Origin of the sequence: Rathayibacter sp. SW19, assembly GCF_030866825.1 — a bacterium.
GTDB lineage: Bacteria > Actinomycetota > Actinomycetes > Actinomycetales > Microbacteriaceae > Rathayibacter_A > Rathayibacter_A soli.
Genome location: NZ_CP133020.1, coordinates 3953376 through 3971075 on the forward strand (window position 1 = coordinate 3953376; position 17700 = coordinate 3971075).

Below are 17700 nucleotides of genomic sequence, written 5' to 3' on the forward strand. Positions count from 1 at the left end.
GCGCGGCGCGTCTAGCGGCCACGCTCACGCGAATGCCGCGATTCCGGTGAGTGCCCGGCCGAGCACGAGCTGGTGGATCTCGTCCGTTCCCTCATAGGTGCGCACTGACTCGAGGTTCGCGAGGTGCCGCATCACCGGGAACTCGTTCGTGATTCCATCGCCGCCCAGGATGCCCCGCGCGGCCCCCGCGATCGCGATCGCCTCGCGCACGCTGTTGAGTTTGCCCACGCTGATCTGCGCAGGGGTGAGCGAGCCGCGCTCCTTGAGCCTGCCGAGGTGCAGAGCGAGCAACACGCCTTTCTCGTATTCGACGAACATGTCTGCCAGCTTGGCCTGCACCAGTTGGCGCGCGCCGATCGGTGCGCCGAACACCTCCCGACTGCGCGAGCGTTGAATCGCAGCCTCGAGGCAGCTGCGGGCGGCGCCCATCGCGCCCCAGACAATGCCATAGCGCGCTTCGTTCAGACAGGAGAATGGGCCGGACAGTCCCTTCGCGCCCGGCAGCATGGCATCCGCCGCGACGCGCACACCCTTCAGCGTGATGTCGCACTGGATCGACGCGCGCATCGACAGCTTGCCCACGATCGGCGTCGCAGTGAAGCCAGCTGTGTCTGTCGGCACGATGAAGCCGCGCACGACACCGTCGGCTGCATCTTTCGCCCAGATCACAGCCACGTCGGCGATGGACGCCAACCCGATCCAGCGCTTGGCGCCGTCGATCACCCATTCGTCTCCGTCCAGGCGGGCTGTCGTCGTCATCGCGGCAGGGTCACTGCCGCCGGCCGGCTCGGTCAGGCCGAAACAGCCGACCGCCTCGCCGCGAGCCATCCGCGGCAGCCACTCCTGCTTCTGTTCTTCTGACCCGTGCTTGTAAATCGCGGACATCGCCAGCGAGCCCTGCACGGAAACGAAGGTGCGCCATCCGCTGTCCGCCGCCTCCAGTTCGAGACAGACCAGGCCGTATGCGACCGCGCTCGCGCCGGCGCAGCCGTAGCCGGTGAGGTGCATGCCGAGAAAACCGGTCGCTCCCAGTTCTGCGACGAGCTCATGCCGAAAGTGTGCGTTCTCGAAGTCCTCCTCGATCACCGGCAGGATGCGTGTTGTCGCGAACGCGCGTGCCCGCTGCTGCCAGTCGCGCTCCTCATCGCTGAGGAGTGCGTCGAGGTCGAAGACGGTGTCGACGATCAGGTTCGTCATGAGGCTCCTTCGTTCGGTGATTTTCGAAATTCAGCGTCCGGCGGCGAGACTGGCGGCCGGGCCGGCGGCGGGCACGGCCGCGGACCGCCGGCGAGTCAGGCGAGCCATTCGGCATCAGCATGCTCGTCGAGTCGAGGTGGCAGGCCGCGGTAGATGGCATCCGCACCGCGCAGGTGGATGGGGTTGGCCACGAACCGCCCGCTGCGGCCGGATGCGTCTGCCAGCTCAGCAACAGGGTTGAGCCCGAGGGTTTGGGCAAATTCGAAGGCCTCGTCGACTCCGTTCACGAGCCCGGCCGGCACACCCGCTGCCGAGAGCGTCTCGACCCAACGCGCTGCGGATGCCGTGGCGAGCCGCTCCTCAATCAGCGCGCGCAGTTCTTGCCGGTGCGCAACCCGCAGCACATTCGTGCCGAAGCGCGGATCCTCGGCCAGAGCACCGATGCCGCCGCCTACTGCGGAGGCGGCTGCCTCTTCCAGCACGCCGGCCAACGCACGGAACTGCCGGTCGTTGCCGACGGCGATCACCAGCGCACGATCGGCCGCCTGGAACAACTCATACGGCGCGATGCTCGGGTGCGCGTTCCCCAGCCGCAGCGGCGCAACGCCCGTCGCGAGCGTCGAGGACGCCTGGTTGACCAGGGCGGAGAGCAGGCTCGTCATCAGATCGACAGCGACGAGCGCGCCGACGCCGGTCGTCTCCCGCGCCCGCAGTGCGAGCAGGATTCCCGACAGTGCGTTCAGCCCAGTCACGACGTCGACGAGCGCGACACCAACCTTGCTCGGCTCACCGGCAGACTCACCGGTCAAACTCATCAAGCCGCCGACGGCCTGCACGAGCAGGTCGTAACCGGGCAAGGTAGCACCCGCGCCAGCCCCGAAGCCGGTGATCGAGCAGTACACGACTCGCGGGTTCGCGGAGCGGACCGCGTCATAGTCCAGCCCGAACCTGGTCATCACGCCGGGCCGGAAGTTCTCGATCAGAACATCTGCGGATGCCGCGAGCCGGCTTGCCTGGGCGAGCCCGGCATCCGTCGTCAGGTCGCAGACGAGTGACCGCTTGTTGCGATTGACACTGGCGAAATAGGTCGACTCACCGCTCTCGTCGACCGGCGGAGCCCAGGCGCGCGTGTCGTCGCCGGCAGGAGGCTCGATCTTGATCACGTCCGCACCGAAGTCGGCGAGCATCATCGTGGCGTACGGCCCGGCGAGCACGCGAGAGAAGTCGGCGACCCGCACGCCCGCCAGCGGCGCACTGTCGACCAACGGCCAAGGGTCGTTCGAGTCGCTCTCGATCATTCATCCGCCTTTGCATGGGACCACGCTTTCACCGCGTCGAATAGAATTCATCCTAGACCGAATGATTTGCCGGGCAGGCCGCCGCTGCTCGGATAGTGTGAAGTCCATGGGCACAGAGAAAGCGCAGACGCCGCGGGTCGGATCGGCCGCGCGTGAGGCGATCTTCGCCCAGCTGGCGGACGCCGGGCGCAGTGAACAGGTAGCGCAGAGACTGACGGATGCGATCATCCTCGGCGTGCTCGCCCCAAGCGAGCGACTGCCCAGCGAACCAGACCTCGCCCGCCGATTCGGCGTCGCACTGATCACCGTGCGCGAGGGCCTCGGCATTCTGCGCGCCAGCGGCCTGGTCGAAACCCGGCGCGGCCGTGAGGGCGGCAGCTTCGTCACCAGCTCCAGCCCGCATGGCGGCCTCATCGACGCACGGTTGCGGGCGCTCAGCCAAGTCGACCTCTCCGACATGGCCGTTTATTTCGCCACCATCCTTTCCGGCTGTGCGGAACGCGCCTCGACACGCGCCACCGATGCAGAGGCCGACCGGCTAGGCGAGTGGATCGCGAGCATCGACATGTCAACGGCCGCTTCTGCCCGGGCCAACCTCGGCGGGTTCTGCCTCGAGATCGCGGTGCTCAGCCAGTCGTCGCGCCTGATGCGCGAGCAGATCCGCGTTCAGGCCGAGTTCGGGCCGCTGCTGCTTCTCGCCCTCGACGACGAGAGCGTTCGAGCGGATGCCGCCGGTCACGGCGTCGCCATCGCCGCCGCAATCCGTGCCCACGATCCCACCCGTGCCCGCGAGCTTGTCAGTGCGCAGATCGACGCCCTCGCGGCGGGGCTACTGGCCGCGAAGTTTCGACTCGCTCGGGAGGACGCAGCGGCTGAAGTAGGCTCTGCCAGTGCTGCAGCGCGTGCCGCGGAGGCTGCCATTGCTGCCAACGGTCACCATGTCGCCGTCTGAGGGCTCCGGTCGCTCGACCCGCTCGCCGGCACCGACTGTGGACACGACGATCTCGACTGCGGCATCGACGGCTGCCGTGTTCGACGGCGTATTCGCGACGCTTGCCGCCTGGCGAACCGAGCTGGTGCCCGTTCTGACTGCTTCCGAATCACTGACCGTGATCGATGAGCACGTGGCCGAGCTCGTGCTGCCCGCTCTCGTCGTCGACGACCCGCTGTTGATCGGCGCTGGTTTCATTGCGGCGCCTTTCGACGACGACGCTGCAGACGTGCGCGGCCCCGGATTCGACCGGCACAGCGCGCACTTCGCCTGGTGGCTCGGCCCGCTCGATGCCGGCCCGATCTTCGGCAGCACCACGATGCCAACCAGACTGGACCTGAGCACTCGCGGCTACGCAGACTACCTGCGCGATGTGCGCACGCTGGAGTGGTACCGGGTGCCGGCCGCGACCGGGGAGCGCCACGTGACCGGTCCGTACGTCGACCACCTGTGCACGTGCGACTACATTCTCACCGTGACGATGCCAGTCGAGGTGGCGGGCCGTTTCGCCGGTGTCGTCGGTGTGGACATCGCCGTGCGCCGGCTGGAACGCGAACTTTTGCCGCTGTACCTGGCGTCTGCCACGCCGCTCGCGCTCGTCAACGGTGCGGGGCGAGTCGTGCTGTCCACCGAACAGGCGACACCGGCGGGAACGCTCGTCGCGCTGCCGGCGACGGCCGGAGTATCGGGAGGCTCAGCCCTCTGCCCGGGCACGCCGTTCCAGGTGATCGACGGGCCGACGGCATCCGCTCGTCAATAATCATCCGTTGCTATATCTTTAAACCACGAGAGTGTGCAGCGGCGCCGACTTTCCTGTGGAACTTCAACCTCTGGGACTTCACCGGGCCCCGCACCCGACAGTGCTTGCAACAAACAGTGCTTGCAACGAACAGTGCTTGCAACCGACAAGGCTTGCAACCGAGAAGGAGAAACCCATGAGCCCTTACGCCGTCATCAATCCAGCAACCGGTGAGACCGTCAAGACCTACCCCACGATCACGGATGCCGAACTCGAGTCCGCGATCGCCGGCGCCGACGCCGCACACCGCGGCTGGTCGCGCTGGAGCACCGTCGCCGAGCGTGCTGCACTGATCCGCCGTGTCAGCGAACTGCACCTGGAACGTCGGCAGGAGTTGTCCGAGATCATCGTGCGCGAGATGGGCAAGCCGATCGAGCAGGCGCTCGGCGAGGTCGACTTCAGCGCGGACATCTACGGCTACTACGCCGACAACGCAGAAGCGCTGCTGCGCGACGAGCCGATCGCTCTGCTCGCCGGCGAGGGGTCTGCGCTGATCCGCCGCAGCTCGCTCGGCGTTCTGCTCGGCGTCATGCCCTGGAACTTCCCCTACTACCAGGTCGCCCGGTTCGCCGGACCGAATCTCGTGATCGGCAACACCATCCTGCTCAAGCACGCTGAACAGTGCCCGGAGTCGGCTGCGGCGATCGAGCAGATCTTCCACGACGCAGGCTTCCCGGTCGGTGCGTACACGAACATCTACGCCTCGCATGATCAGATCGCGACCGTCATTGCGGACAAGCGGGTTCAGGGCGTTTCGCTGACTGGCTCGGAGCGCGCTGGCGCGATCGTTGCCGAGATCGCCGGCCGCAACCTGAAGAAGGTGGTACTGGAGCTCGGTGGCTCCGACCCGTTCATCCTGCTCTCCACGAACGATCTCGATGCGACGGTCGATGCGGCGGTGGCCTCCCGGCTCGACAATAATGGGCAGTCCTGCAACGCGGCGAAGAGGTTCATCGTCGCCGATGACCTGTACGAGCCGTTCCTCGAGAAGTTCTCGGCGGCGATGTCGGCGCTCAAGCTCGGGGACCCATCGGCAGAGGGCACGGATCTCGGCCCACTGTCCTCTGCGAAGGCAACGGAAACGCTGACCGAACAGGTCTCGCGTGCGGTTGCTCAGGGTGCGACGCTCGTCACCGGCGGCACCGCGGAGGGCAACTTCTATGCCGGCACCGTGCTCGCGGACGTGAAGCCCGGGTCGGATGCCTTCCACGAGGAATTCTTCGGCCCGGTCGCACAGGTCTTCCGGGCAGCCGATGAAGAGGCCGCAATCGAACTGGCCAACGACACCCCGTTCGGCCTCGGCTCATACGTCTTCACCACGGACCCCGATCAGGCGCTCCGGGTCGCCGACGGCATTGAGGCCGGCATGGTCTTCGTCAATGTTGTCGGTGCGGATGGCGCCGAGCTGCCCTTCGGCGGCGTCAAGCGAAGCGGCTCCGGCCGTGAACTCGGCCGCTTCGGCGCAGACGAATTCGTCAACAAGAAGATGATCCGCATCGGCTGACGCCGTGTCGGGCCGCGGCCCCTGCCGCCGGTGGTTGAGGAGGCCACCCGCGGCCGTCTCGAAACCACGACACGCAGTACAAAGTCCGGTTTCGAGACGCACTGCTCGCTGCGCTCGCGGTGCTCCTCAACCAGCGGAACCGACCCGGTCGCGCCGGAGCAGCCTGCGCAGGAGGCAGCATCTCGAAACCACGACCGTTCAACCTCGGTCGCCCAGCGCTCAGCGCGTGCGCCGCACCGACTTCTCTTCGATCTCGGCACGGCGTAGCGTGATGATACGGCGCAATACGGCGTCGGGCAGCTGCCTCTGAGCCGAATAATGGATGCTGCCACTTGTCACCTCGAAACCCGGCAGGTCATCGGCCACCGCCGACACGACCACCCCGCTGAACGGATAGAGCGACAGAAAGTTCTTGGCACGCAACGTCGCGATCAGGCCCTTACCCCGATAAAGCAGCGCGGCCATGGCATAACTGATGCCTTCTTCTGCCTCTGGGGCGACGTCGCGCGCGATCGAATACACTCGCTCGAGTGCCTCACGATCGGGTCCTTCGACGGTCTCGAGGTACTCGCTGACGGCACCCATGCTCGCAAGAATACCCGCGCACGAGCCGTTACGCTCGTGCTTATGGATTCGCCTTGGCACCCGCAGGTGGACTCGTCGCGCAGACACCCGCCGCCTCGGCACTCGCTACCAGGATCAACACAGGGTTCGCCGCGCCGGCCGGATCGCACGCTCCGTGTCGAAGGACTCGTCAATGCCCGCGACCTCGGAGGTCTGCGCCGCAGCGACGGGTCGACCACACCGCGCGGCGTGTTCTACCGGTCGGAGAACATCGACGGGGTCACGCCGGCGGGCTGGGAGCAACTGCGCGAGAGCGGCATCCGTTCGGTTGTTGACCTGCGTCAGCCGGATGAGCGTGCCCGCGACACGCACGCGCGCCCCGACTGGCTGACCACAGTCGAGGTCGACCTCGACGGGTTGGACAATCGAGCGTTCTGGAAAGACCATTTGGACAACGGACTGGTCGGCACCGCCCTGTATTTTCTGCCGCACCTGCGTGCTCTTCCGGAACGAAGCGGAGCGGTGCTTCGTGCGCTAGCGGATGCTCCGCCCGGCGGCGTGCTCTTCCACTGCATGGGCGGGCGCGACCGCACCGGCCAAATCGCCATGCTGCTGCTTGCTGCGGCGCAGGTCGAGCCGGACGAGATCGTTGACGACTATCTGGAGACGGTGCGCCTCGGCGAGTTGCGCGCAGCATCCGCTCCCGGCGCCAACGCGGAACCATCGCGCGAGCCTCAGCTGGAGGCGATCTGCGTCGCGCACGGCACGACGACCGAGGGAGCATTCCGCGACGCGGTGGACGGCCTCGATCTGCCCGCGTTCTTCGCGGCGTCCGGGCTCGATGCCGGCACGGTCGCGGCTACCCGCACGTGGCGAGGCTCGCTATCGGCGTGACCGCGACCCGCTCAACAGCGAGCCTGTGTGCGCCCGTTCATGCGTGGTGCGCCACTTCAGCGGGCGCACGGCTCAAGAAGTGGCGCAATGCAGCCACAGCACGCTAGCGCGGCTGACCGACGGAAGCGAACGCATCCCACATGGCTGCGTAGCGGCCGCCGCGCGCGAGCAGTTCATCGTGCGAGCCGACTTCGGCAATCGTGCCGTGATCGAGAACGATGATTCGGTCCGCAGCCTGCGCGGTCTGCAGCCGGTGCGCGATCACGACGGTCGTGCGGCCACGGGCGACGCGTTGCATGGCGGCCGACACCCGCGCCTCGGTGGCGAGGTCGAGGTTGGAGGTCGCCTCATCCAGCAGCAAGAGCACCGGGTCAACCAGTTCGGCCCGCGCGAGCGCGATCAGCTGCCGCTGACCGGCCGACAGCGACCGGCCGCGTTCTGACAGCTCGTGCAGATAGCCGCCGCTCAACTCGGCAATGAAGTCGTGCGCGCCGACGGCGCGGGCGGCCGCCTCGACAGCGCCATCCGAGGCATCCGGTCGACCATAGGCGATGTTGTCGCGGATGCGGCCCGTGAACAGGAACGCCTCCTGCGGCACGTAACCCAGCTGCACGCGAAATGCGCGCAAATCGAGGTCGCGCAGGTCAAGCGTGCGCAGATCGCCGGCATCAACATGCGCTCGCCCGGAATCCGGATCGTAGAAGCGGGCCAACAGCTTCATCACCGTTGACTTGCCGGCGCCGGTCTCGCCGACAAGTGCGACGGTTTCACCGGGTTCGATCTGCAGGTCGATTCCTTTCAAAGCCTCGGGCGCACGCACGAACCCGGCGTCGGCCGACAGGGCGAGGTGCGCATCTCGAGGGCCGCGCAATTCGCCCGCGCCGATTCGCCGAGCATCCGCCGGCACCGGGTACGCGAAGTGCACGTCGTCGATCCCGATGCGGCCGGTCAGGCGGCCAGGGTCACGGGCATCATCCACCTCCGGCGTCAGCGTTTCCAGCCGCATCAGGTCGGAAATGCGTCGGACAGACACTCGGGTCTGCTGCCACGAGTCGAACACCTGCGAGAGCTGTTGAATCGGCGAGAAGAACATGTCGATGTAGAGCATGAATGCGATGAGCGCGCCGGTTGTCAGCTGGCCCGAGACGATCAGGGTCGCGCCGACGCCGAGCACGATGGCATCCGCAACGCCGGACAGGAACTGCACGAACGGAAAGTACACCGCCACGAGCCGCTGGGCCGCGACCCGGGATTCCAGGTAGCGATCACCGAGTCCGTGGAACCGCTGCTCTGTCGCAGCCTCGTGCACGAACGCCTGAGATTCGCGCACGCCGGAGAGGCTCTCCTGAAAATCGGCGTTGACCACCGCGATGCGCTCGCGCGACAGCTCATAGAGCCGCGCGGCCTTGCCACGGAAGATCATCGTCGCGATTGCCAGCGGGATGATCACGGACAGCACCCATAAACCCAGTTCCGCACTGACCAACACGAGCGTCACGCCAACGCCTGCGAACGTAACGATCGAGACGAGAGCGTTCAGCAGGCCATTCTGAATCAGCGACTCGAACTGGTCGACATCCGTCGTCATCCGCGTCATGATGCGGCCGGCCATTTCGCGCTCGTAGTAGTCGAGCGATAGCCGCTGCAGCTGAGCGAAGATCCGGATGCGCAACGACAGCATCACGCGCTGCGCAACTCTCCCGGTGACGAACGTTTCGCCGATCTCGGTGAGCAAGTCGGCGAGGACCACCATGAGGTAGATTCCGGATGCCGCGAACAGCACGGCAGCAGACCCCGTCGCGACCCCGTCGTCGATACCCGTCTTGACCAGCACAGGGCCGGCGAGCCCGGCCAACGCGTCGAGGACGACGAGGATCAACCCGATCAGCAGCGGCCGCCGGAATTCGCGGAGCACGGCGCCCAGCGTGAAGGTACCTCTGTGCGCTGCCTCGGCGTCGAGGTCGACGGTCGGAAAGTCCTTGACCGGCTGCAGCGCGGCGACCTTCGCAAGAAGCTCAGGCGTCGGGGCGAGGCCGAGCCGCCAGCTTCCTCCCCCTCCGCCGCTGCCTCCGAGACCCGGCCCCAGACTTGGCCCGCCGACCGAGCGGGATGCCGACCTCGGTGCGTCCCCGTCCGCACCGTTCCACGCCGACGCCGTCGTTCCGGTCGGTTCTCTTGCCTGTTCGCTTGCCGTTTGGCCTGCCGAGGCGGCTGCCGGTGCGCTTTCCCGGTCAGCAGCCAGCGCGGCGAGCGATTCAATGCTGTCATCAGCTTCGTCGTCGAGGTCATCGCCGAGCCCGGACAGCAGCAGTCGATACGCAGCGTTGCGTTCCATCAACTCGCTGTGACTGCCCGTGTCGACCGCGACACCATGATCCAGCAGCACGACGCGGTCAGCGAGTTGAAGCGTGGACTGCCGGTGAGCAACGAGCAGAACGGTGCGTTCCGCAAGCACGTCGCGCAGTGCGTCGTGAATGTGCTCTTCGGTCTTGGCATCAATCGCACTGGTCGCGTCATCCAGAACCAGGATGCGCGGACTCTTCAGGATGGCGCGCGCGAGCGCGATGCGCTGACGCTGCCCACCGGAGAGGCTCAGACCGCGTTCGCCCACCACGGTCTTGTAGCCGTGTGGCAGCGCCTGGATGAACTCGTGAGCCTGGGCCGCGCGAGCGGCCGCCTCGATGTCGGCATCGCTCGCATCCGGTCGGCCGTATGCGATGTTGGACCGCACCGAGTCCGAGAACAGAAAACTCTCCTCAAACACCACGCCGATCTGCTGCCGCAGCGAGTGCCTCGTGAGGCCACGCACGTCGTGGCCGTCGACCAGCACGGCACCGCCCTGCGGATCGTAGAAGCGCGAGACAAGCATGGCCGCCGTGGACTTGCCACTGCCGCTTGCGCCGACCAGCGCAACCCGCTCGCCGGGTGCGAGGTGCAGGTTGAAGCCGCCGAGCGCGGGCGCACCGCCCGCATAGGTGAACTGCACGTCGGCGAACTCGATCTCGGCCCCGCGCACCGCGGGCTGGCCGACGCCAGCCGGCAGATCGACGGCGCCCGGCGCATCCGTTATCGCGGGTGTGAGGTCGAGAAGCTGGAAGATCCGCTCGACGCCGGCTCGCGCCTGCTGCCCGATCGTCAGGATGCCGGCAAGCTGGCGCGCCGGCGCCATCAGCTGAGCGACGTACGCCGAGAACGCGAGGAAGGTGCCGAGCGTGATCGCATTGTTCAGCGCGAGCCAGCCACCCAGCGCCAGAATGGCGACCTGGCCGATCGCAGGCACCGCCTCGAGCAGCGGCTGAAAACGGGACTGGATGCGCACCGCACGCATCTGCGATCCGTACAGCACGCCAGCGGATGCCGCGAGCCGCTCGAGCTCGCGCCGCTCCTGCCCGAACGCCTTCACGACGCGCACTCCGCCGACGTCCTCGTCGACGATCTGGGCCAGATCGCCTTCGCGCTGCTGACCGTCCCACGATGCGGGGAAGACGCGGGTGCGCATCCGATATGAGATCACGAGCAGAGCGGGCACGATCACCAGGCTGACGAGCGCGAGCAACGGGGACAAGAACAGCATCACGACCAGAGACAACACGAGCATGATCACGTTGCCGCTGACGATCGGCAGGAAGCTCAGAAGCATCTGAACGAGGGTCGAGTCGGAGTTGGCGCGGGCGACGAGCTGGCCGGTGGGCATCCGATCGAGGTTGGTGAGATCCATCGCCTGCAGATGATCGTGCATGTCGTTGCGCAGGTCGGTCTGCACTTCGAGTGCGACGCGGCCGCCACGATACCGCCGCAGATAGGCGAACCCGAAGGCTGCCGCTGACAGCGCGACGAGCAGAACCAGCCACGGCCACAGCTGCTGCGTCTTCGCCACGACAACGCCGTCGACGATCTGGCGCGCGACCAGCGGGGTCAGCGTCTGGCAGGTGCTGCCGAGAATCGCGGCGCCCAGGGCGATCACGAGATTGCGCCGGTGCCGGAGCATGTAGCGCCAGAGCCGGCGCACCCAGCCGGACGTGTCTGCTGCGCGCCCGGTCGCGGTCGGCTGGCCGGCCGCGGTCGTGCTCGGCTGGGTCGTGCTCGGCTGGGTCATGCTCGGCTGATCTGCTGTCGGCGGCGTAGCGCTCATTCGGCGACTCGCTCGGTCATGACTGCTTCGATGGCACCGCCCAATTGTTCAAGTGCTGCGACGACACGGGCAGCATCCGGCGTGTGCGCGCAGAGCTCCTCAAGTCGCTGCACCATCGCCTGCTCTACCCGGTTTCGGATGTCCGCGCCCGCGCCAGTCAACGATAATGCGGATGCCCTCTGGTCACCCTCCACCCGTGATCGAGCCACGAACCCGCGCCGCTCGAGCGAGTCGATGCCGGCGCTGACGGTCGGCTTCCCGACGGCGAGGCGGGCGGCGAGTCTGCTCGCGCGAGCTTCGCCGTCTGCGATTGCGGACAGCATCCGAAAGTCGGAAAGGCTCAACTCATTCGAGGCGCGTTCCAGCAGCCTGCTCGCGCGCGTCAGCGCTTGAACGGCCGCCGCGAGTGCTGTGAGGTCTGCAGCCGTTTGCGGCGAACGGCCAGCCGCCACCTGCGTTTCGCTCATCCCTCCACGTTAGCAAACTAGTTCGCTCATCGAACTATCCCGCCTCTTCCGCCCCACCCTGCCACCGCTCTAACAGTTTCGTGCGCCTCCTCCCGCCGCCCTCCACTGCCCGAGAACAGGAGGCTTCATTGCTTTCACGTGAGAACAGGCGACTCCTGCCTGTTCTGGTGCGACCATCCTGTTTTTGCGCGCACAGATGCGAAAAGGCCCCGCCGAAGCGGGGCCTTCACGAGTTGCGGTTAGATGACGTTGACGTCCAGCGGGATGCCGGGGCCGAACGTCGTCGAGACCGCACCCTTCTGAATGTAACGACCCTTCGACGCAGACGGCTTCAAACGCACGATCTCGTCGAGCGCCGCCGAGATGTTATCGGTGAGCTGCTCGGCGGTGAACGCGGCCTTGCCGACGACGAAGTGCACGTTCGAGTGCTTGTCGACACGGAACTCGATCTTGCCGCCCTTGATGTCGGAAACGGCCTTCGCCACATCCGGGGTCACGGTTCCGGTCTTCGGGTTCGGCATCAGGCCGCGGGGGCCGAGGACCTTACCGAGTCGACCGACCTTGCCCATGAGCTCCGGCGTTGAAACTGCGGAGTCGAAATTGGTCCAACCGCCTGCGACGCGCTCGATGAGGTCGTCACCGCCGACCTCGTCAGCGCCGGCAGCAATCGCAGCCTCGGCCGCTGGGCCGGTCGCGAACACGATGACGCGGGCAGTCTTGCCCGTGCCGTGCGGCAGAATTACCGTACCGCGGACCATCTGGTCGGCCTTGCGCGGGTCGACGCCGAGCTTCAGCGCGACCTCGACAGTCGAGTTGAACTTCGCGGAACCGGTTTGCTTCGCCAGTGCGACGGCTTCGGTGGGTGTGTAGAACTTTCCGGCTTCGATCTTCTCGGCCGCGGCCCTGTAAGCCTTTGACTTCTGTGCCATGTGAATCTCCTGATTCGAGAGTGTGGTCATCTGCGCCTGGCCGGCGCTGCCACTGGTGATTTCGGTGATCGAGTAGCGGTTCGCGAAGCGAACCGCGTATCGAGATCCCGGGGGGTTATTCGACCGTGATTCCCATCGAGCGAGCGGTGCCCGCAATGATCTTGGATGCCGCGTCAAGATCGTTCGCGTTGAGGTCGGCCATCTTCTGCTCGGCGATCGCGCGAACCTGATCGCTGGTCAGCTTGCCGACCTTGGTGGTGTGCGGAACGCCGGAACCCTTTGCAACACCCGCCGCCTTCTTGATGAGCTCTGCGGCAGGAGGGGTCTTCAGAACGAACGTGAACGAACGGTCCTCATAAACGGTGATCTCAACCGGGATCACGTTGCCACGCTGCGATTCCGTCGCAGCGTTGTACGCCTTACAGAACTCCATGATGTTGACGCCGTGCTGACCGAGCGCGGGGCCGATCGGCGGGGCAGGGTTGGCGGCGCCGGCATTGATCTGAAGCTTGATCAGACCAGAAACCTTCTTCTTCGGGGCCATACTGTTTCCTTTTCTGTGTTCGAGTGACGGATGCGCTCCGCCTGCTCTCCCGCGAAACCGGCCTTGTGCGGATCGCGGTGGTTTATGTGTTGGTCTGTGTCTCGATACGGCCGCGGGCGGCCTACTCGACAACCGGTGGTTAGAGTTTTGTCACCTGGTCGAAGCTGAGCTCAACCGGCGTTTCGCGTTCGAATAGCGAGACGAGCACGGTGAGCTTGCCGCTCTCGGGCTTGATCTCGCTGATCGTACCGGGCAGGCCTGCGAACGAGCCTTCCTTGATGGTGATCGTCTCGCCGACCTCGAAGTCGACCTCTGCAGGCAAAACGCGTGCGCTTTGCTTCTGCCCCTTGCCACCGGTTGCCCTGCCGACCGGAGCGACCTCAACCTGCACGAGGCTCTTCAGCATGGAGAATGCTTCTTGGAATCGCAGCGGCGTCGGATTGTGAGCGTTGCCGACGAAGCCGGTGACACCGGGGGTGTGACGCACGACGGACCAGCTGTCTTCGTTCAGGTCCATGCGGACAAGCACGTAGCCGGGGATGCGCACCCTGGTGACCATCTTGCGCTGGCCGTTCTTGATCTCGACGACGTCTTCCATCGGCACCTCGACCTGGAAGACGTAGTCTTCCATGGCCATCGACTGCTTGCGGTTCTCGATGTTCGACTTCACACGGCGTTCGAAACCGGCGTAGGAGTGGATGACATACCACTTGCCCGGCAGGCTGCGCAGTTCGGCCTCGAATTCGGCGTATGGGTCGAAGACAGCTTCTTCTTCCTCGACTTCTTCTTCTTCCTCGACTTCTTCTTCATCCTCGACTGCCTCAACAGCCGCCTCGGCATCAGCGGCGTCGGTGACCTCGAGGGCTTCGTCCACCGCGGCATCCGCTTCGGGGTCGCTGGCTTGTGCGATGGCGTCGAGCACGGCGTCAAGATCGATGTCGTTGCCGTTCTCATCGACCGTGTGCAGTGCTTCGTGCTCGGATGACTCGACCGATTCTTCCTCGGATGCGAGCACGTTGCCGGTCTGCGCCTCGTCGTCCTCGGCAGACTGCTCTGCAGCGGTCGCCCAGTCGGCGTCGTCGCGGTCTCTGTCAGACACTGATTACCATTCCATTTCTGTTGTATCCGGCCACAGCTCTGGTCTGCTCCGGCACTGTTCGCCGACTTTCGCGTCGGCTGTTGCGGTCGTGCGCGCCTTAGCCTTTTCCGAACACGAGGACCACGAGCCAGCCGAACAGCTGATCGAGGCCGAAGGTGAAGCCCATCATGATGACGACGAAGACCAGCACGACGCCGGTGTAGTTGAACAACTCGCGACGCGTCGGTGTGATCACCTTGCGGAGTTCACTCATCACCTGGCGCATGAACAGGGCGATCCGAGCGAAGGGTCCGCGACGTGCGTCGCGTTCCTTCTTGGCGTTGGCGACGACCTCTTCACTCGGTTCGTCGATAACTTTTCGGGCCACCTTGTTACACCTTTCGTGGGCCGGTGCATAAGCACCGACTTGCAGGGCGGACAGGACTTGAACCTGCAACCTGCGGTTTTGGAGACCGCTGCTCTACCAATTGAGCCACCGCCCTATGGGAAGAATTCACACCGTTTCTTCCGCTTGACGATCGAGGCGATGGCGTGAAAGCCGCTCAAAATGGGCGCAAAAAAGCTTGGCAGAATTCAACTACCTCGACAAGTGTATGTGACGCTGTGACCAGTGTAAAGCTGAGTGGCTGCGCCGTGCGCTCACTCGGATGCACCGGCCTCCTCGCGGGAAGCCCGCCACAGGTCGAAGACCGCCTGAGCGGCCTCGGGTGAAGCTGCCATGATCCCACCGGATGCCGGGAAGAGATTCGGCGCGCCGGTCGAGTCGAGAACGACGCCACCTGCCTCCTTCACGATAAGGGCTGCCGCGACGTGGTCCTCCGGGCCATATTTTCCAATCACCGCGCCGACACCGCGCCCCGCGGCGACCCCTACGAGGGTCATCGTTCCCGATCCCATGACACGCATGGTGCAGTAGCGCTCGCCGAGCTTCTCGAGCAACTGCAGCATGCCGGGCCACGGTACCTGATTGGCGAGCTCAGTCGAAAGAATGCGACCGCTCAGCGGATCCTCTGCCGTCTCGCTGGTCGGGATGGTGAGCACGGAGCCGTTCAGCTTGGCTCCTCGCCCACGCACTGCCTCGAAGAGGTCGGCTCTCCAGGGATCGGCAACGACACCGACCATTGGCGTGCCGTCCAGCACCAGGCCGAGCGAGAACGCGTTCCACGGGATTCGATTGGCGAAGTTTGCTGTTCCGTCGACAGGGTCGAGGTACCAGCAGGGCACGCCTGCTCGGGCAGAACCGCCCATCTCTTCACCGACGAAGTCGTGGTCGGGGAAGTGCAGGCCGATCACCTCACGCACCTGTCGCTCGACCGCCACATCAACCTCCGTGACCAGGTCTGCCGCATCCTTCTTGGTGGAAATCTGGCCCGGATCGGTGGAACTAGTGAAGTCGATCTCCCACTCGGCTAGCCCGCGAGCGACGACGAGCGCCGCGTCGAGATCGACCCCATCAATCGACGCACCCGTTCGCGCGCGTTGATCGGACGGCCCCTCGCCAACGATTCGTTGCAGTCTGGCGAGCCTGTTGGTCGTCACAGTGTCCACTCCTAACCCCAATACCCATCGCATCGTGAGTTCGTCGTCTACGGTCCACACGGCGACCTTGCAGTCGAGCGCGTGGATCGCGTCCACGCGTTCGTGCGTCATCGCCAGGTAGGGAGAATTGACCCGCTCGGGGGCAAGCAGTGCCAGGTCGGCGCGCGTCGGCGCGTACGGGTGATCCCATGGCATCCAGATGCGCGCATGTGGATCTAACGAGCGGATGATACGCATTCCGTTCAGGTCGCCGCACCACGCGATCTGGATATCTGAGCCGACGGTCACCCGAAAGGCCGCCTCGGCCGGTGCGGCCTCATCCATGTCGATCAGCAGGGTGGACCCCGATCCCGCAAATTCAGCGAGCACCTCCGTCAGCAGCGGTGGCCGGTTGTCGGCATCACCAAGTGCACGCACCTGCTCTACCGTTACCTCGGTCACATCGAGCGGCAACCCCCACAGCCGTTCGAGTGTCGGATCGTGCAGAACGATCACTGTGCCATCCGAGGTGACGCGCACGTCGATCTCGACAAACTCAGCACCGGCCTCGATCGCCGAGCGGATGGCGGGAAGGGTGTTCTCGCGAAACCGACTCGAGTCCCCTCGGTGTGCTGCCACTCCCGTGCGGAATGCGAAAGCACGGTTGGCGGTCACGCGGTGGTTCCAGCGCCTTCCGCGCTCTCCATAATCAGCTTGCCATCTCGGAACGTCATTGCCTTCGTAATGCTGGCGAAGCCGGTAGAACCGAGCGCCGGTACGTCGCCAGAAATGTAAGCGCGAAGGAGCGAATCGGAGCGCTGCAGGAACACTTCGTGAAAGTGACCGCGAGGAATGACTCGCTCAACGGTGACCGGCAGGCTACTCGGCGTCTCATCACGACTGAACACGACGTCTTCGGGACGGATTCCGACAATATCCGTGCCCGCCACAATTCGGCCGTCTTTGTATGCGCCTTCGACCCGGTTCATCGTACCGATAAAGCCCGCGACGAATGCCGTCTTCGGCTGTTCGTAGAGCTCAGCGGGCGAGCTATATTGCTCAATCTTGCCTGCATTCATCACCGCGATGCGATCAGACATCGAGAGCGCCTCATCCTGATCGTGTGTGACAAAGACGGTCGTGATTCCGAGTCGTTGTTGGATCTCGCGGATGTCTTCACGCACCTTTAGCCGCAACTTGGCATCGAGGTTCGAGAGAGGTTCGTCGAGCAGCAACAGGTCGGGTTCCTGCACGAGAGCCCGGGCAAGTGCGACCCGCTGCTGTTCGCCGCCGGAGATCTGCGCTGGCCTGGACTCCCGGTGGTGCAAAAGGTTGACCATCTCAAGCATCGCGACAACGCGGCTTTCGATCTCATCCCTCGGCACCTTACGGAGCTTGAGCGGGAACGCAACGTTCTTGAATACCGTCATGTGCGGCCAGAGCGCGTAGTTCTGGAACACCATCGCGCTCGGGCGCTTCTCCGCGCCCAGCTTCGTGACATCGCGACCAGCCACGATGATCGAACCGCTGTCCGGGGACAGGAAGCCGGCGATCATGCGAAGGGTTGTTGTCTTTCCGCAACCGGATGGCCCGAGTAGCGAGACAAGCTCGCCTTCGTTCACCGAAAGATTGAGTTCGTCGATGATCGTGCGACCCCCGAGCGCCTTGTTCAAACCAGCAATTTGCAGACCGGAAATCGAGTTGCCCAGGCTGGCGGAATCAGTTGCCTCTCGGAGCGTGGTTCCTTGCGGTGTGCTCATGGCA

Annotated in this window: 15 protein-coding genes and 1 tRNA gene; 4 read left to right on the plus strand and 12 right to left on the minus strand. The window is 65.2% G+C overall.

All coding sequences use genetic code 11. From position 1 onward, the window contains the following. Positions 1 to 24 precede the first annotated feature (24 nt). Positions 25 to 1197, minus strand: coding sequence for an acyl-CoA dehydrogenase family protein (locus tag QU604_RS18250; protein ID WP_308466029.1), 1173 nt, complete (start codon positions 1195 to 1197; stop codon positions 25 to 27). Between the two features lie 95 nt (positions 1198 to 1292). Beyond that, positions 1293 to 2495: a CaiB/BaiF CoA transferase family protein gene (locus tag QU604_RS18255; protein ID WP_308466030.1), complete on the minus strand. Its 1203-nt coding sequence runs from the start codon at positions 2493 to 2495 to the stop codon at positions 1293 to 1295. A 106-nt stretch (positions 2496 to 2601) separates the two neighbouring features. On the opposite strand from QU604_RS18255, the gene QU604_RS18260 reads away from it, so the two are divergent. The 3 genes from QU604_RS18260 (at position 2602) to QU604_RS18270 (ending at position 5789) form a co-directional block, all read left to right on the plus strand. Beyond that, positions 2602 to 3447, plus strand: a complete 846-nt coding sequence (locus tag QU604_RS18260) for a FadR/GntR family transcriptional regulator (RefSeq protein ID WP_308466031.1) — start codon at positions 2602 to 2604, stop codon at positions 3445 to 3447. After that, positions 3386 to 4246, plus strand: a complete 861-nt coding sequence (locus QU604_RS18265; protein ID WP_308466032.1) for a cache domain-containing protein — start codon at positions 3386 to 3388, stop codon at positions 4244 to 4246. The genes QU604_RS18260 and QU604_RS18265 overlap by 62 nt, the downstream gene beginning before the upstream one ends. A 175-nt stretch (positions 4247 to 4421) precedes the next feature. Then, positions 4422 to 5789 (plus strand): NAD-dependent succinate-semialdehyde dehydrogenase, encoded by a 1368-nt coding sequence (locus QU604_RS18270; RefSeq protein WP_308466033.1) that lies wholly within the window; start codon positions 4422 to 4424, stop codon positions 5787 to 5789. A gap of 219 nt (positions 5790 to 6008) precedes the next feature. Here QU604_RS18270 and QU604_RS18275 read toward each other — a convergent pair whose 3' ends face one another. Continuing rightward, entirely contained in the window at positions 6009 to 6374 is a 366-nt protein-coding gene (locus QU604_RS18275; RefSeq protein WP_308466034.1) for an iron chaperone, read from the minus strand. Between the two features lie 42 nt (positions 6375 to 6416). On the opposite strand from QU604_RS18275, the gene QU604_RS18280 reads away from it, so the two are divergent. Beyond that, positions 6417 to 7247, plus strand: a complete 831-nt coding sequence (locus QU604_RS18280; protein ID WP_308466035.1) for a tyrosine-protein phosphatase — start codon at positions 6417 to 6419, stop codon at positions 7245 to 7247. A 103-nt stretch (positions 7248 to 7350) separates the two neighbouring features. Here QU604_RS18280 and QU604_RS18285 read toward each other — a convergent pair whose 3' ends face one another. The 9 genes from QU604_RS18285 to QU604_RS18325 form a co-directional block, all read right to left on the minus strand. Next, the gene (locus QU604_RS18285; protein WP_308466036.1) at positions 7351 to 11379 is read right to left on the minus strand and encodes an ABC transporter ATP-binding protein; all 4029 of its coding nucleotides are present in this window, start codon (positions 11377 to 11379) and stop codon (positions 7351 to 7353) included. Further along, a complete protein-coding gene (locus tag QU604_RS18290; protein ID WP_308466037.1) occupies positions 11376 to 11846 on the minus strand; it encodes a MarR family winged helix-turn-helix transcriptional regulator in 471 nt (156 codons plus the stop codon). The genes QU604_RS18285 and QU604_RS18290 overlap by 4 nt, the downstream gene beginning before the upstream one ends. A gap of 239 nt (positions 11847 to 12085) precedes the next feature. Next, positions 12086 to 12775: a 50S ribosomal protein L1 gene (rplA, locus tag QU604_RS18295; protein WP_308466038.1), complete on the minus strand. Its 690-nt coding sequence runs from the start codon at positions 12773 to 12775 to the stop codon at positions 12086 to 12088. 115 nt (positions 12776 to 12890) lie between these two features. Then, positions 12891 to 13319: a 50S ribosomal protein L11 gene (rplK, locus tag QU604_RS18300; RefSeq protein WP_308466039.1), complete on the minus strand. Its 429-nt coding sequence runs from the start codon at positions 13317 to 13319 to the stop codon at positions 12891 to 12893. Positions 13320 to 13458: 139 nt separating this feature from the next. Further along, entirely contained in the window at positions 13459 to 14418 is a 960-nt protein-coding gene (nusG, locus tag QU604_RS18305) for a transcription termination/antitermination protein NusG (protein ID WP_308466040.1), read from the minus strand. Between the two features lie 97 nt (positions 14419 to 14515). Further along, positions 14516 to 14785 carry a preprotein translocase subunit SecE gene (secE, locus tag QU604_RS18310; protein ID WP_308466041.1) on the minus strand — a complete coding sequence of 90 codons (270 nt, stop codon included), beginning with the start codon at positions 14783 to 14785 and terminating at the stop codon, positions 14516 to 14518. A 42-nt stretch (positions 14786 to 14827) separates the two neighbouring features. Then, positions 14828 to 14900, minus strand: a tRNA-Trp gene (locus QU604_RS18315). Between the two features lie 157 nt (positions 14901 to 15057). Continuing rightward, positions 15058 to 16611: an inositol monophosphatase family protein gene (locus tag QU604_RS18320; protein WP_308466042.1), complete on the minus strand. Its 1554-nt coding sequence runs from the start codon at positions 16609 to 16611 to the stop codon at positions 15058 to 15060. Then, complete coding sequence (locus QU604_RS18325) at positions 16608 to 17696, minus strand: ABC transporter ATP-binding protein (RefSeq protein WP_308466043.1); 1089 nt, start codon at positions 17694 to 17696, stop codon at positions 16608 to 16610. The genes QU604_RS18320 and QU604_RS18325 overlap by 4 nt, the downstream gene beginning before the upstream one ends. Positions 17697 to 17700: the final 4 nt, after the last annotated feature.